Source organism: Nostoc sp. CHAB 5715, from assembly GCF_020829685.1.
Classification (GTDB): Bacteria; Cyanobacteriota; Cyanobacteriia; order Cyanobacteriales; family Nostocaceae; genus Nostoc.
This window is the reverse complement of sequence record NZ_JAIVFR010000052.1, coordinates 1-14,169: the sequence shown is the minus strand read 5'-3', so window position 1 is coordinate 14,169 and position 14,169 is coordinate 1. Positions and strand designations below refer to the sequence as shown.

Sequence of the window (14,169 nt, the reverse complement as noted above, 5' to 3'; positions counted from 1 at the left end):
CTAATGCTTTATTTGAAGCTTGGCAAAAAGGTAAAAATGCGATGGAAGAACGGATGAGGACGATTGACGAACACTTTGCACACCATACAATTGACTTGCAGCGTCCATACCTTAATCCTAATTCTCAAGATATTTATGTCCCTCTAAATTGAGTAGCATTTAAGTAGCACGATTAGAAGTCTGGGCATTTAGCAGTTACCACATTGGGGTGTGTGTAGAAAAGCAAAACTGTCTTTACGTTGTCGCCAATCCACATTGCGACTTTATCGGGGGTGATGCCGCTACTAATAGCCCATGTAGCGAATGTGTGCCTCGTGGCGTATGGCTTGAGGTAGTACGGTAGTTTACCTAGTGCCACGAGTTCACTAACCACACCCAGGTAAGAATATTTTCTTTTATAAGTTGCTGTCGTCCCCTTCCAAATATCGTTAAGGGCATAGCTTGTCATTCTGTTGCCTAGCTTAGTCAGAAAAACTACTTCATCTGGGTCGGGTGATTCTGGTCTAATTTCTAAAAGCAGTTTTTGGAGTTTTGAATTTACAAATGTAGGAAAAATTCGCTTCTTGCCATTTTTGGTTCCTTTCAAAATTCCATGCAGGTTTCTTGATTTGCTGATCGATATTTGACAACAGTCTGGGGTGATATCTCCCCAAGTCAATGCAAAAGCCTCGCCTGTCCTGCAACCAGTCCAAAACATGAATTTTACCAGAGGAGCGTAGTAGGAGTGAATAGAGTGATTTTCAAATGAATGAATGATAATGTCTCTCTGTTCTAAGGTGAAAGCTCTGTAATCATCAACATCTGTCGATTTTTTCTTGGGCTTGCCAATAACTAATGAGGAAAAGGGATTGTTAGCGATCAGTCCTGAGTCAACAGCCCAATCGCAACATCTGCGGTAGGAATTTAAATTATCCCAGGCCATGTACAAGGAAATATTACTGAGCAGCCAATCACGAATTCTGGGAGCATCGGTTAATTCTTTGGTTGGCAACCTGCGAATATAACGAGCGATCGCGGCATAACTTCCCCTGATAGTAGTCTCTTCAAGTTGACTCGATTTAAAATCTGTGAATTTATCCCAAAGTTGTTGTAAGTCCACTTGGTGTTTGTCTTCTATTTTTAGTGGCAGCGCTGCGGGGTTAAATTGTCGGGTCGATTTAAACTGGTAGTTGGCAAGCGTGGGGTCAAAGCGTTCAAGTGCGATGTCATTTGCGATCGCGTCCCTTTTGGATCTGACAATCTCCCGGTTGCGTTTGGTATCCTTCAGCCCAGTGCTGATAAAAAATTGCTTGAGGAATCCTTTGACCCAGAAACGAATAAGCAGCCTTCCTGTTCGCGGATCACAGCTAATCCACTTGTTGTCAGCATCCATGAGCTAAATACTTCCTCGGACATTGCATAGGGTACAGAAGTAATTCACACCGCAATACGGCATCTAAAGCCCAGGTATGACCGCAGCGAGGACAATTTGTTTGAGACATCGCAGAGTTAAAAATTGTTCGGATTTTTGAAGTTTTTTAAACCCCATAAATTTTGTCTACAGTCGCCAAAATCCGCTTTAGGAGCGCTTTTCGCCGTCTACAGCGAAAATTTTGGGGTTAAAAAATTGTAGACGGTGTAGACGGACTTGTGAGTGATTTGTAATCAAGTGGTGAGCGATCGCACTTCCACTCAAATCCTGGTCAATTAATCGACAATTTACATGTATTGCGTTACCTACAGCCTGTAGACAGACTGTAGGCAAACTGTAGACATTACTTTGACCACCTCCAGCCCAAGCGATCGCCACTTCCTTCGACTTCTCCCAAGCCCCGATCAGCCATCGAAGCAAAGATGATCCGTACTTCGTCTGATTGCATTCCCTCAAACAATCGGCTAGCTTGCAGCAAAATCCTGGCTTTTAAAACCTCGCCCGGGTGCTGTTGACCCCAGTCAAGGATAAATTGCTCGAACTCATTCATGGTTTCCGGCTGCGATTGCACCTCATCTCCCCCGCCGGAGGTTTTTGTCTGCACGGTTGCACCGGTTCCCCAGTTGCTCAAATCAAGCTCACAAGGGCAGTCATCGACCATAAACCGCTTCTTGCCACCAGCTTTCAACCACTGCTCTAGTTGAGGATCTTTAAGTTTAGTCCTGGCGTGGTCACGCCCGAATTGCCCTAATCTCACCAAGACAAAGCAGCTGTAAAGGGTGTCTTTGTCACCTTGCAAGCCGAAATTCTCAGCGGTGTCGTTTTGGGCGATGGCACAAATGAACTGTTTATATCGCCTGCCCCGTTTGGCGTGGCGTTTTATCCAGTCGGAGGAATTGTCGCATTCGTCCACCAAAACCGGGAATTCTTCGGCGATCATGAATCGTTCCCGACCGGCGATGGCGTTATCTCCCCCCTCACCGCGAAGCTCCACAAGTTCCTCTAAGGTTTTTAAATCGTTACCCATTGCGGTGTCAATGGCTTTAAAGTTGCCTTTACGCCCAATGACATCGGCTTGATCAATCCATGCCCAATCGTCGGGCTTGGCATCGGAATCATAGACAACGACCCTACCACCGATTTTGGAGGACAGGTATTGGGTGAATGTCGATTTCCCGTCGCCAGTGCCGCCAACGAGGGCAACGTGTTTTTGTTTTTTTTGGATGTACTCAACCGGATCTGTGATTAAGTTCTCTGGTTGCCAGTTGGCATCAAGAACGCCAACTGTGAGGGCTAACTGTGCCGTGGGTTGGGTATTGACTTTTGCCCAGGCTTGAAAGTTAACCCGTGAGGCTCGGTCGATATCGCCGAGTGATTCTTGCAAAAGTTTGGCTGTTTGGCGATGTCTGCGTCCGACTTCCAGAGCGCCAACAGATGCCCCTAGTATCCACGGTTTAGACTCTGGCTTTTGAGTTGCCCCCAGGAACAACAAGCCACAGCTTAAAGTTAAGCTGCCCCAAAATGACCACTTGGCGCAAACGTACATTTGCAAGTGTTGGTGCAGTTGGGAAGGGTGCAAGTTACTGCTCATATTCCTAGCAATACCCCCACCGCAACTAACCCAACCCGAAGGAGCAGAATATCTTTGACCTCCGGCACGACTTGCCTTAAGTACATGACGACAATCCCCGCCATCACTAACACCCCCAACACCCCCAAGCGGATAAATCCAGGGATGGGTATACTTACCCAACAGCTACTTAATAAAGCCGGAATCGCTACTGTTGAAGCAAGGGTGTAAGCTAAGTCGGGCAGATTGTCTGGCAGGGCGATCGCGTTTCTCCATCCATGCTTGAATTCCTCTAGGCGCGATAGTTCGGTTGTACTAGCTACCGGGGAATAACCCCGAACGCTTGGAACCTCGACGACGATTTTTTGCTCATCTGCCATACTGCACCTCGATTTTAAGGTAGAAAGGACGGTCATTTTCCTGTTTGCACAGTGCGATCGCAATGACTAAAGCGCCAATGATGCAAATAAGAATACTTATTTGATTCACTTCTGCTCCTCCTCCTGCTCCTTCTTCTGCTCCTCCTCCTGCTCCTTCTCTCGTATAGCTTTCCAGGTTTCGGGGTAAGTTTTCTTGCTCATGCGTCGAAATTCTGCTTGCACCTCTGGTGGTTGTTTTTTTAATTCTTCAGATATAGCAATAGCTGCAATCAGCCAAGGGCTACGAGTATCTTCAGTCATTCTTCCCCCCAGGCGCTGTACAAGCCGTAGCCGTTAGTTTGGGTTAGCCGGTCGTTGATTCGGTTGATAACTTCGTTATCACTGACAGGCAGTGGCTTTCCTTGGAGATAGGCGGCTGAGATTTCGGCGCACTCCTTGTCAGTGGCACCGTTGCCAAGCAGCTGCCCCTCTGGGAAGCCGACGCGGTGAATCTCGTTACTGGGATTTGCTTGATCAGTCATATAATTTTGATTGGGTGTTTTCTTCGGAAAATATTTGGGCGATCGTGTACCTGTTGCGGACGGCGATCGCCTTTAAAAATCGGCTTTACTTGCACTATCGGCTTTACTTGCACTAGTCGAGTTGAAATTAGTCACAACCCAAACCTGTTTAGAGTTGCGGATTGATGGCTTAAACTCAATTGGCCGCCGGCTATCTAAGCAGATGGCGCGACCGTCATTCAGCTTGACGTGCAAGTTCTTCCCGCTTTTGGAGCGCGAGAATAGTTGACCAACTTCAAGTAATGCCCAAGTAATTGGGGCTTTACCCACTACATAGTCGGCTTGATGGCTGTCATACCCTTCCGAAAGTGGGTCAATAGTTAAGTCCTTCCACTCCTTTTTCTTGCCTTTACGGCTGTTAATGGTGTTTGCTCGTTGCCCGTTAAGTGCTTTATCGCTAATCTGTTGGTCAGTCATAATACGTTAATAGTCGCTCAATAACGTGGGTTGATTATGGTCGTCAATCGCTTGTGTAGTAAGCTTTTGGGCGTTTTTTGTGTCAAGCGCTGCGCTGATAATTTCGTCTAATAAGCTGGCAGCAATATCGGCACCCAGTTCAGCAAGTTCGGTTTCTTCAAGAGAATCGCACGCCTGTATGATCTGTTCGGGTATGTCCTCAAACCCCCATTCTTTCTTCTGGTAAGCGATGGTGGATTTTTCTCGCAGTGCCAGGAAGATTAGGCAGTTTAGCCCAGTGGTTTGAGTGCGGTCAAAGTTCTGCTCGATGTGGTTGATGATGTCTAGACGATTAATTTCTGTTACATTCATGTTGTTCTCTTTCAAAGTTATTTCTTTGTTGTTTAGAATATCCAGGGCAGTTTGCTCTGGATTTTTAATTGCTGTTGATATTGCTAAAATCTCCTTAACTATTAAATTCATTTGAACGAAGGCGATCGCTCTGTAGCGGGCTATCGCCTTTTTACTGCCCTACCTCCTCTACCTCTTCAGGACTGGGGCGGTAGATGGTTAAGCTGTTGTCTTGGACTACCCGCAAAAAAACCTCGGCTTCTCTTTTACGCAACTGAACTGGTTTCGAGTCACCGTCAAAGTGGATGAAAATTACATCTTCGATTCGTTGCACGTAAGCAATTTTGTCAAAGCAGAGAAATGTATCAGAGTTTGGATGTTGAAAATGAATGAACTTCATATTCATAAGACGTTGTTGCTTTTTGTACATTCAGCATGGATGGAAGCTAAGTATTGCTAACCCCGCGACGCTACGACTTACGGGTGAATGCAGTTCTTGAGTGAATCAGTAACGGTAATAGTCTTCTAACGCTCTAAGTCGGCGCTCCCAAAACTTGCTCCAAGGATCGCACTTAGTTTTGTCCCTATTGGCAACACGGTAATCTCGATACCAATTCCGCCAACATGCTTTGGCAAAATTTTCTGGAATGTTCATGACTTTTCTTTGGTTGTTAGAACAAATTGCTACGACTTACGGATAGGGACAGCTATCAGTTAATACAATCAGCATGGATGTCAGCTACGTACTGCTAACCCCGCGACGCTACGACTTACGGGTGAATGCAGTTGTCAGTTGTCGGTTTCCCCTAGCAGGTCTTTGGCGTTCGCTCATTGCTGGCAGGCTGCTATCTCTGCCTGGTTTGGGGAATGATGTTTGTATGAAAAAGTTTTACATACCGGAAACTAATGATATATTAAACATACCGAAAACCATTAGTCAATGGTTTCCGGTATGAAATTCAGTTTGAGGTATGTAAAATAGGCTTACTATCGTGAAAACACAAGAAAATGGCAAGACCACGGAAGTTAGCAGAGGACGCGAAGAATGTGTCTCTGAACCTCAGCGAGAAGGATTGGGATTTGTTTCTGTTCAAAGCCAAATCAATGGGATTGAGCAGATCAGAACTGGTAGCGAAGATAGGCAGAGGGGAGATACCACTAGGTCAAGAAAACGAGGAGAAGCTACTTCTGGCAAAGTCCTAGAGCGTCTTGAACTTATCGAGAACGCTTATTTTGACTATGTTGACGATCAGCAACAGCATTTAGAAGATCGTTTACTTCAGACTAAGAAGCAGAAGGAAGTCTTTAAGCTAGCAGTTCAAGCGCTGAAACAAGAAATATACGATTTAGTTTCTACTCAGGAACTTGAAAATCAAAAATAAAGCCGTTTACCTATCTAGGCAGAACGGCTTTATTCATGGATATGTCGCCTACTTATCAGCAGGCGACGCATCTGTGACTATTGGATTCTAGGTTTCAACAGCAGGTGTTTGATCCGCAGGATCGGGAACAAATTCTACCCGAAACACAACCATCCCTGTTTGCCAACCACCACCTTCTTGTCGAAGTATCTCGCCTTCAATCCCGTCCTTGTTAAACCATCCACACCTACCAGCTGCAAAAAGTCCATCTTCTGTTGTTTCTAGAAAGAAAGCTTGAATTTGCAACTTAAGTTCGCTGATTTTGAAAGTATTTCCTAATCCAAAGTCAGGTTGATCCAGCGACACGACATCTTCATCATCCAAGTAAATTTTGTCACTCATTTCGATTTTCTCTTTTCAAGACAACATGGCGGATCAAGCGCCAACTCGATCCGCCTTCCCTAATCTTTCCCACCAACCACCAAGGAATAAAACCAATGATCAGAGCTAAATTCACCTGTCAACAGAACACCCTCGACCACGAAACCCAGACAGCAACAGTTATCCTCACCCCAGTCACCACCAACCCACCCAACGAAGAAAACCTAACCTTCTGGCAAGCAACACCAGCCGGTAACATCACACTCCAAATCACCAACCCAGCCGCGTCGTCTCAATTTTCTGTTGGGACTAGCTATTACGTTGACTTCACTGCTGCGTGATGGAGTGCGATCGCTATACCTAATAACTAAGGCCCAATGACCGAAAAACCAACATACCCAAACCTCGACAACCTAATGAGCAGCATCGATGCCGAAATGCAGCGATTAGGTTGGACGGTTGAACTTGGTCGAGAGCATCTATGGAAACTTTACGGGAAGCGATCGCGCCTTTTATTAACCGAAGAAGAATTAGAAAACTTTCTGCTTTACCTGCAACTGACCGATTCCTAACACCCAATAACCAATGAGTACACCAGAACAACAGCTAAAAGCAGCGATCGTTATTTTTGAAGACATCATAGCGATCGTTGACCCAGAAATAAACGGTGCTACAGAGGTTGCCTGCCGGAATCTCCATAAATTTGTCGATTACATCCAAACCTTAGACCCAGAATTAAAACGCAATGAGGCGATAACTATGGCAGCTGCAATGTTAGACGGGTTGCCGAGCTTACTTGAGACAGACCCAGACCTGATTGCTGGGATTAAAGCCGAGTGTCAAGCGTTAAGGAGCAGGCGCCAATGAGTGACGAGATTAACCAGTGGATTAATGCCTGCCTTGAAATTGCGTAGCTTGCCGCCGCAGGCATCGACCCGTTTTAGGGCAGAAAACCGAACTTGAAAGTGCGATCGCCACGAAGTTGCGATTGTTTAATTGGCGATGATGTTCTAATAAGAACTAAGAAATTCGTCACACGCAAAAAAAAACTCACCAATTAGGAATTAGTGAATTCAAAACAGTAAAAAAATGAATAAATACTTAAAAAGATTAGGCAGTAGGATAGCCGTCACTTTCGCATATTCTACCACATTAAATAATCAAAAGCTAGCTAATTGGGGGACAGAAAAATGATAGCAATCCCCTATACATTTACTGATGAACTAAGCTTTGAGCCTGATAACAACCGTCCACTACCATGCAACATCGAAGCAGAAATATACGTGCTTGGTGGAATAATTGAAGATCCAAACGTAATGGGTCGAGTTAAAGACAGATTAAGACCAGAACATTTTTATGTTGGTGCACACAAAGATATTTACCAAGCCTGTCTCAAACTTTACGCAAAAGGTCAACCAACAGACTTGCTGCATGTCACTAGTTGGCTCTCAGACCATGATTTATTAGGCAAAATAGGTGGTAGAAACGCACTAGTTAACATTGTCACAACAACACTAAGTAACATTCTCGATATAAAAGTCAGTGGAGCTAGTATCGATAGTTTAGCCGCCATAATTATCATAAATGCTAGGCGTCGAGAAGCAATCAAAGTTACTCATCAACTCACAAGTTTATCTTATGACACGCAAACAGAATGGACAGATGTTTGTGTAACATTTGAGAACAAAATCAAAGAGATAATCTCAGCACCAGTAGCCCCAACAAAAGAAGAAAATATTCTCTGGCGGCACAATAAACTAATAAAAGAATTGGAGGATATTTACCTCAAAACATCTAATCCTAGTCTAAAGCTAATCAAACCGCAATTAGCATTACTTGTTGAAAAAACGCATTCAATGCATAGAGGGAAGGGGTTATGTTGCTGATAATTTAAAGATATAAATCCATTTAAGCCAAGTACAAAATCCGGGGAAAATCCAAAAAAATGACCGTATCTGCAACCGACAAACGAACGTCGAGAGTACCGCCATAGTTACCATCCATAATCCAAGATTCTCGTAGGGTTAGGTCTTGGACTATGCTCTGCCATTCAGCTTTTGGAGTCTCAACCCACCCAGGATTCCAATACCAAGCATCCAAGTGAATCACTTCTAAGCCTAAGACAGTTCCCAGTTCGCGGGCTAGGGTAGATTTACCAGCACCCCCAGAACCAATAATTAAGATTTTCTTCATCTTGTGTTTGCATCTCCTTTTTCAAGCTGATAAGGGTAAGCATTGCTCACCCAAATAACCGTCTTCAGGGCAACTCAATACGCCGCTACAATAGTACCACTACAAGGATTATGCCCAAATATTGATATTATGACCACTGCTACAACCGTAAAAACTGAGTATGAAGCGATTATTGGTCTAGAAACCCATTGTCAGCTGAGTACCAATACCAAGATTTTCTCTAATAGCTCTACAGCATTCGGTGCTGACCCAAATACTAACATTGACCCGGTTTGTATGGGTTTACCTGGGGTCTTACCTGTACTCAATGAAAAAGTATTAGAATACGCCGTCAAGGCTGGTTTGGCACTAAATTGTCAAATCGCTAGATATAGCAAATTTGACCGTAAACAGTATTTTTATCCTGACTTACCCAAAAATTACCAAATTTCTCAATATGATCTACCGATCGCAGAACATGGTTGGTTAGAAATTGAGTTGGTAGATGCTGAGGGAAATCCTATTCGTAAACGCATTGGTATCACACGTCTGCACATGGAGGAAGATGCTGGAAAATTGGTACACGCGGGTAGCGATCGCCTCTCGGGTTCTTCCTATTCTTTAGTAGACTACAATCGCGCAGGTGTACCGTTAGTAGAAATTGTCTCAGAACCTGACTTGCGTTCTGGATTGGAAGCAGCTGAATATGCCGAAGAGTTGCGCCGGATTGTGCGGTATCTCGGCGTGAGTGACGGTAATATGCAAGAAGGATCTCTGCGCTGCGATGTCAACATTTCTGTGCGTCCAGTAGGACGAAAGAAATTTGGCACAAAAGTAGAAATTAAAAACATGAACTCGTTCAGCGCCATCCAACGAGCGATTGACTACGAAATTGAACGCCAAATCGCAGCAATCGAAGCAGGCGCGAGCATTATCCAAGAAACTCGACTGTGGGAAGAAGGCGCTCAACGCACAAGTAGTATGCGGGTGAAAGAAGGTTCTAGCGATTACCGTTACTTCCCCGAACCAGATTTAGCACCAATTGAGGTGACAGATGCCGAATTAGAGAAATGGCGCAGCGAATTACCAGAATTACCAGCCCAAAAACGCCATCATTATGAAAGTGAGTTGGGACTTTCGGCTTATGATGCGCGAGTGCTGACAGAAGATCGTTCAATAGCGGAATATTTTGAAACTGCGATCGCATCTGGAGCAAATCCCAAAGCTGCTGCAAACTGGATTACTCCAGATATCGCAGCTCACCTCAATAAGCAAAAACTCAGTATTACTGAAATCGGCCTAACTCCCACCAATCTAGCTGATATCATCACTCGTATTGAAACGGGCAAAATTAGCAATGCTCAAGCTAAAGAAAAGTTACCAGATTTGCTCACTGGTATTTCTCCTGAAAAAGCCTTTGCCGGTCAAGAGTTAATCACCGATCCTAGTGTACTAGAACCCATCGTTGATGAAGTCATAGCTGCCAATCCCAAAGAACTAGAAAAGTATCGCAACGGCAACACCAACCTCAAAGGCTTCTTTGTCGGACAAGTTCTGAAAAAGACAGGCAAACGTGCTGATCCTAAGCTGACTAATGAATTGGTGGAGAAAAAACTGAACGCCTAGCAGGGGAGCAGGGGGGGCAGGGGAAGCAGGGGGAGCAGAGGGAGCAGAGGGAGCAGGAGAAGCAAGAAAAAATAACTAATCCCCAATCCCCAATGCCCAATCCCCAATGCCCAATTCCCAAGTAAGTATTTTCCCGGTGATTCTTCACGAAATCTTCATATAAAAACTGGTGACAGCACGCATACCTAAAATGCTATGCTGTGGTAAGTAGATGCACCCTGATGATCTGGAGAGCTGCCTAAGTGGCTCTCTTTTTTATTAGAGTTCTGTGGTATTTACGTAAACTTTTCATCAAACTTTTAGAAATAATCTTCATAAATAAGCATTAACACTTAGAAAATAAATGATATAGTGTAATTAAAAGATGCACCGTAATGATCTGGAGAGCGACCCAAGTGGCTCTCCTTTTTTGCTTTTGTCTTTCGTCATAAGAAAGGTAAAAACAATTATGCTAATTGCCAACTAGTGCTTTATTATTGCCATCAGCAAATAAACTCACAATAAAAGGGAGTGGGGAGTGGGGAGTGGGGAGTAGGGGAAGTAGGGGAAAACTAATAACTCTTAACTTCTAACTGCTAACTCAGCACTTTTCCAAAGTACAAATTGACCTATCCAACCTGATAGTTGTAAGGAATCCCCAGAGAGCTAATCCTGCTTATTCCTGCGTGGCACTTCTTCTGGGACTATCCCGTAGCGAATTAAGTAAGCTTTAATTTCTAAAAGTTCCTTGATGAGGTCGTCCAGCATCTTTTCTAGATCCTTAAATCCATTGGCAATGCCGTCAGATATTTGTATTTGATTATTTACAAGGTGATTAAAGTCACGCTTATCGTTTAGCGCTTTTTCGGCTGCGGCTACGGCTTTTTGCACAATCTGTTGTCTCTTGTTTAGCCACCAGGCAATCCAACCTGATAATGCACCCACAAAAGCTAATACAAAGCTTGCTAAACTGGCATCAAATCTCATTTCTTTATTCTTAAAATACTTAAAAAGTTGCGGGTATACCCGCAACTTTTTTACCGACTACTTCAACGCCTACTTAGCGCTTTTTAGTTGGCGGCTTTTTAGTTGGCGGCTTTTTAGTTGATGTCTTGTTAGCAGAAGATGATCTATTGGGATTGGTTCGGCATGATACCCATGCGTGACCCCTTCCCCCTGGAGCGCGTGACCACAGATAACGGTGATGTGGTTGCCTTGTGGATTGTTGATATGGAGCGCCTTAGCAGTTTTCAGTACCAAGCCTTATCCCAAATTATCGCAATTCACTGCAACACCGATCCGCTTGAAGTTGCAACCGAGGCAACCGTAAAAGGTGGCTTTGCCATCAATAGCGAGTGGGTTGAATCTATAAAATGTTGGGTCGAAGGATTCGAGCGTGGTAGAGAACTTGCTGATTTTTTAGAAACAGCACCGCCACAAGGAACAAAGGCAGGTACTAGAGCATTTTGGGAATTTTACTCTCATCAGCATGAACGATGGATTGAGGGGAATCAGACAAAAATCAGTGAAATGCTTTCCTGTTCTGCATTTAAGCCTTACATGACCGTGTTTGATAAGTTCGGTTTTGGGTTACGAGTGCGATCGCGTTTACTCACCAGGATTTATCCCTTCGAGTCGTTCCTGGGTGTCAATGGCAGGCCAGTCATTGAATACGAAGTGCGGGAGGTGAAGAGAACGGAGCGCGAGCGCAAAAATGGAGAAACCACCGTGAGGCGGTTAGCTGGGGATGCCAAACGAATTAAACGCAACCGCAGCCGCGACACTTTCAAAATGCGTTTGGGCATGGGAACCGTTCTGGAACAGTCAGGGGACGGTTTAGTTGAAAAACCCAGTGGTTCATCCTTGTGTAGAATCAGCCTGTGGCAGTACGTCTTAACCGGCGTGGAAACGGGAAAGCTACCAGAGAACGAAGTGACCAGAGAATTGATTAACTACCGTGATTCACTCAAAGCTAACGTCGGTGAACAAGGTGAAAAATTGCTAGGTGGTAAGCACATTCAGGGAAAGTTGATGAGTAAAGTAGTAAACCTGCTATTCCAGGAATTGTGTAAAATAATTCCTCTGACCTGATGCTATTAACCCTTCATCTAAATGAAGGGTTTTGAAACCTAAATCCTCCAAATGAAAGCAAAAGTTAAAGTTGGAACAATCCACTTTGAAGGCACTTGCTTTAAGTGCGGCAAGTACTCCGACCTCAAACTTTTGGGCAGAGACTTGCTTTGTCCAGTGTGCTACAAAAAGTTTCAGTTACCCTGAAGTTCTAGACAAGTTCTTTCTCACCTATTTACGCTCAAACAGAGGAAGAGAATTTTTACGTCAAGCCGTAGACCGCGAGTATGGGGTAGCTTGCGAAGTTTGTTTACCATCTGGCTGATTTTGGTCGTTTTGCCACTCTTTCTATAAGTTCAGCTTATAATTCATTTCTCGAAATCAGCTTTTGTACATTCCTAAATAAACGGTATCACAGACTACTATTTTTTAGCGATTGCAAAACTTTTCGGTCTACTGACTTTGGTAATTTTGACTGCATCACAACCGATCGACTCTCGACGGTCGGTGTGCATGGGCGTTGTTATGCGGCGATCGCTCACTAGCTGCCGCTACCGCGATGCGATCGTGTTTTCAGGATGCCAATCTGCTCGGTTCAGGCAATAAACAAAACAGTCATCGTCGCCAAACCTTCGTGGTTCAACAAATTGGAAGCCAAGACGTTCATAGAAGCGGTGAGCGCGAGTATTGCTGGCAAGTGGATCGATGAGGACAGTCGTCACACGCGGGTCGGCAAAACATCGAGCTAGGGCAAGCTGCATCATTCTTGTGCCGTAGCCTTTGCCCAAATCTGTTTCTTCCCCAATCCAGATATCAATGGCACGAAGATCCGGTGCAACATCGCCCCAATAACGGCTTTCCTCACGCGCTGGATCGATAATTTGGACAAATCCAATGGGACGACCCTTGATCTGGGCAATTAGTTGCTCTCGACCGTCAGGATTGCGACTCAGTTCTACCTCCCAATACCAATCATCGTTGGGATCTGCGGCAATGACATGAGGTTGTTGATCCCAGTGTTGCAGCAAGTTCAAGTCAGCAGGGGTGGCGGGGCGTAGATTAATCATCACTACACAAGCCTCGTCCGCTTACGATCGCGCATAAATGGTTGCCATAGCTTGCGGTTCATTGATGTATTTACCACTATGTAATACCATACAAGTAGGCACAAGCTAAATGGACAAAACAAACATTGCCAAATTGCACGAGTTAAGCGATCGCCTGCCCTAAATCACGATACATATATTTTACAGTCATGTCAATCCCTACGGTACTTTCCGCTTAGACCTTGAAGAACGTTTACGAATTGAACATGAGTCTTTGGAGGTGTCTGTGTGAGAACTTCAGCTAAGAAAAAAGCCCATCATGGAAACGCAAGTATAGTGACCGAGGTGTGAGAAAAATCCTAGAAAAGTATGCAACGGCTGCCGGACTAAACAGAACTATCTCACCTCATAGACTGCGGCATTTCCTGCTAACGTGGCTGAAAAAGCAAGGAATTGATGATGCGCTGATTCAACCTTACTCTGGGCATTCGTCCCGGCAATCACTGGAAGTCTACTCACGATTGTCCGTAGGAGAAGCCCAAAAAGAATACGACTCTGTGATCGGAAAGTTCCCTGTGTAATATCTATGTATTGTTTTAATGCTCTCCTCCTAAACTAAACTGTTTAGTTTGCCCCTGGCCGCAGCTTCCGTAACACTACCCCAGTTTTTGGCAGAAAGTTTCTACATCTAATCCTGCTTCTTCTGCTGCTATTTCAGTAGGTGTAATATGTTCATCAGTAGCGCAGACAAACAGAACTGTCTTCCCTTCCTGTCTCAAGAATCGGGCATAAACATCTGCCGGAAGCATCAAACCTACTAACTTTCCTAAGTGTTTGATGCTATTAATATGGGGAAGTGCGCTAGT

At 44.5% G+C, this 14,169-nt stretch carries 23 protein-coding genes and 1 pseudogene; 10 read left to right on the top strand and 14 right to left on the bottom strand.

Annotated features, from left to right (window positions below; all coding sequences use genetic code 11):
* Positions 1–172: 172 nt before the first annotated feature.
* From LC574_RS04920 to LC574_RS04900, 5 genes are all read right to left on the bottom strand, one after another.
* A complete protein-coding gene (locus tag LC574_RS04920) occupies positions 173–1,372 on the bottom strand; it encodes a tyrosine-type recombinase/integrase (protein WP_229451762.1) in 1,200 nt (399 codons plus the stop codon).
* Positions 1,373–1,558: 186 nt separating this feature from the next.
* Positions 1,559–1,789 (bottom strand): hypothetical protein, encoded by a 231-nt coding sequence (locus LC574_RS04915; protein ID WP_229451761.1) that lies wholly within the window; start codon positions 1,787–1,789, stop codon positions 1,559–1,561.
* Positions 1,755–3,002 (bottom strand): hypothetical protein, encoded by a 1,248-nt coding sequence (locus LC574_RS04910; protein ID WP_229451760.1) that lies wholly within the window; start codon positions 3,000–3,002, stop codon positions 1,755–1,757. Before LC574_RS04910 ends, LC574_RS04915 begins: the two co-directional genes overlap by 35 nt.
* Positions 2,999–3,361, bottom strand: a complete 363-nt coding sequence (locus tag LC574_RS04905; protein WP_229451759.1) for a hypothetical protein — start codon at positions 3,359–3,361, stop codon at positions 2,999–3,001. The genes LC574_RS04910 and LC574_RS04905 overlap by 4 nt, the downstream gene beginning before the upstream one ends.
* Positions 3,362–3,466: 105 nt before the next feature.
* Positions 3,467–3,661 carry a hypothetical protein gene (locus tag LC574_RS04900; protein ID WP_229451758.1) on the bottom strand — a complete coding sequence of 65 codons (195 nt, stop codon included), beginning with the start codon at positions 3,659–3,661 and terminating at the stop codon, positions 3,467–3,469.
* A 91-nt stretch (positions 3,662–3,752) separates the two neighbouring features.
* Between LC574_RS04900 and LC574_RS04895 the strand changes: the two genes are divergently transcribed.
* Positions 3,753–3,998 carry a hypothetical protein gene (locus LC574_RS04895; RefSeq protein WP_229451757.1) on the top strand — a complete coding sequence of 82 codons (246 nt, stop codon included), beginning with the start codon at positions 3,753–3,755 and terminating at the stop codon, positions 3,996–3,998.
* Here the strand turns inward: LC574_RS04895 and LC574_RS04890 are convergent.
* The 4 genes from LC574_RS04890 to LC574_RS04875 form a co-directional block, all read right to left on the bottom strand.
* Positions 3,955–4,338, bottom strand: coding sequence for a hypothetical protein (locus LC574_RS04890; protein ID WP_229451756.1), 384 nt, complete (start codon positions 4,336–4,338; stop codon positions 3,955–3,957). The two genes, LC574_RS04895 and LC574_RS04890, sit on opposite strands and share 44 nt — an antisense overlap.
* 6 nt (positions 4,339–4,344) lie before the next feature.
* Positions 4,345–4,800, bottom strand: coding sequence for a hypothetical protein (locus LC574_RS04885; RefSeq protein WP_229451755.1), 456 nt, complete (start codon positions 4,798–4,800; stop codon positions 4,345–4,347).
* Positions 4,801–4,840: 40 nt separating this feature from the next.
* Positions 4,841–5,074 (bottom strand): hypothetical protein, encoded by a 234-nt coding sequence (locus LC574_RS04880; RefSeq protein WP_229451754.1) that lies wholly within the window; start codon positions 5,072–5,074, stop codon positions 4,841–4,843.
* 99 nt (positions 5,075–5,173) lie between these two features.
* On the bottom strand, positions 5,174–5,323 hold the full coding sequence (locus LC574_RS04875; RefSeq protein WP_229451753.1) for a hypothetical protein: 150 nt from the start codon (positions 5,321–5,323) through the stop codon (positions 5,174–5,176).
* 73 nt (positions 5,324–5,396) lie between these two features.
* Here LC574_RS04875 and LC574_RS04870 point away from each other — a divergent pair, with 73 nt between their 5' ends.
* Both LC574_RS04870 and LC574_RS04865 read left to right on the top strand, forming a co-directional pair.
* Complete coding sequence (locus LC574_RS04870; protein WP_229451752.1) at positions 5,397–5,624, top strand: hypothetical protein; 228 nt, start codon at positions 5,397–5,399, stop codon at positions 5,622–5,624.
* 36 nt (positions 5,625–5,660) lie between these two features.
* A complete protein-coding gene (locus LC574_RS04865) occupies positions 5,661–6,050 on the top strand; it encodes a hypothetical protein (RefSeq protein ID WP_229451751.1) in 390 nt (129 codons plus the stop codon).
* A gap of 87 nt (positions 6,051–6,137) precedes the next feature.
* Here LC574_RS04865 and LC574_RS04860 read toward each other — a convergent pair whose 3' ends face one another.
* Complete coding sequence (locus LC574_RS04860; protein WP_229451750.1) at positions 6,138–6,431, bottom strand: hypothetical protein; 294 nt, start codon at positions 6,429–6,431, stop codon at positions 6,138–6,140.
* A gap of 95 nt (positions 6,432–6,526) precedes the next feature.
* On the opposite strand from LC574_RS04860, the gene LC574_RS04855 reads away from it, so the two are divergent.
* The 4 genes from LC574_RS04855 (at position 6,527) to LC574_RS04840 (ending at position 8,296) form a co-directional block, all read left to right on the top strand.
* Complete coding sequence (locus LC574_RS04855; protein ID WP_229451749.1) at positions 6,527–6,751, top strand: hypothetical protein; 225 nt, start codon at positions 6,527–6,529, stop codon at positions 6,749–6,751.
* A gap of 36 nt (positions 6,752–6,787) precedes the next feature.
* Entirely contained in the window at positions 6,788–6,982 is a 195-nt protein-coding gene (locus tag LC574_RS04850; RefSeq protein ID WP_229451748.1) for a hypothetical protein, read from the top strand.
* Positions 6,983–6,995: 13 nt separating this feature from the next.
* Complete coding sequence (locus LC574_RS04845) at positions 6,996–7,277, top strand: hypothetical protein (protein ID WP_229451747.1); 282 nt, start codon at positions 6,996–6,998, stop codon at positions 7,275–7,277.
* A gap of 323 nt (positions 7,278–7,600) precedes the next feature.
* The gene (locus LC574_RS04840; RefSeq protein ID WP_229451746.1) at positions 7,601–8,296 is read left to right on the top strand and encodes a DnaB-like helicase N-terminal domain-containing protein; all 696 of its coding nucleotides are present in this window, start codon (positions 7,601–7,603) and stop codon (positions 8,294–8,296) included.
* A gap of 22 nt (positions 8,297–8,318) precedes the next feature.
* Here LC574_RS04840 and LC574_RS04835 read toward each other — a convergent pair whose 3' ends face one another.
* On the bottom strand, positions 8,319–8,603 hold the full coding sequence (locus LC574_RS04835; RefSeq protein WP_229451745.1) for a hypothetical protein: 285 nt from the start codon (positions 8,601–8,603) through the stop codon (positions 8,319–8,321).
* A gap of 129 nt (positions 8,604–8,732) precedes the next feature.
* Between LC574_RS04835 and gatB the strand changes: the two genes are divergently transcribed.
* A complete protein-coding gene (gene gatB, locus LC574_RS04830; RefSeq protein ID WP_229451763.1) occupies positions 8,733–10,208 on the top strand; it encodes an Asp-tRNA(Asn)/Glu-tRNA(Gln) amidotransferase subunit GatB in 1,476 nt (491 codons plus the stop codon).
* 645 nt (positions 10,209–10,853) lie between these two features.
* On the opposite strand, the gene LC574_RS04825 is transcribed toward gatB, so the two are convergent.
* Positions 10,854–11,174: a hypothetical protein gene (locus LC574_RS04825; protein ID WP_229451744.1), complete on the bottom strand. Its 321-nt coding sequence runs from the start codon at positions 11,172–11,174 to the stop codon at positions 10,854–10,856.
* A gap of 138 nt (positions 11,175–11,312) precedes the next feature.
* Here LC574_RS04825 and LC574_RS04820 point away from each other — a divergent pair, with 138 nt between their 5' ends.
* On the top strand, positions 11,313–12,278 hold the full coding sequence (locus LC574_RS04820) for a hypothetical protein (protein WP_229451743.1): 966 nt from the start codon (positions 11,313–11,315) through the stop codon (positions 12,276–12,278).
* 530 nt (positions 12,279–12,808) lie between these two features.
* Here LC574_RS04820 and LC574_RS04815 read toward each other — a convergent pair.
* The gene (locus LC574_RS04815) at positions 12,809–13,324 is read right to left on the bottom strand and encodes a GNAT family N-acetyltransferase (RefSeq protein ID WP_229451742.1); all 516 of its coding nucleotides are present in this window, start codon (positions 13,322–13,324) and stop codon (positions 12,809–12,811) included.
* A 317-nt stretch (positions 13,325–13,641) separates the two neighbouring features.
* Here LC574_RS04815 and LC574_RS04810 point away from each other — a divergent pair.
* Positions 13,642–13,884, top strand: a pseudogene (locus tag LC574_RS04810) (tyrosine-type recombinase/integrase); the annotation flags it as partial.
* Between the two features lie 75 nt (positions 13,885–13,959).
* On the opposite strand, the gene LC574_RS04805 reads toward LC574_RS04810, so the two are convergent.
* On the bottom strand, positions 13,960–14,169 hold a 210-nt coding region (locus tag LC574_RS04805; RefSeq protein WP_229451740.1), incomplete at its 5' end, for a class I tRNA ligase family protein.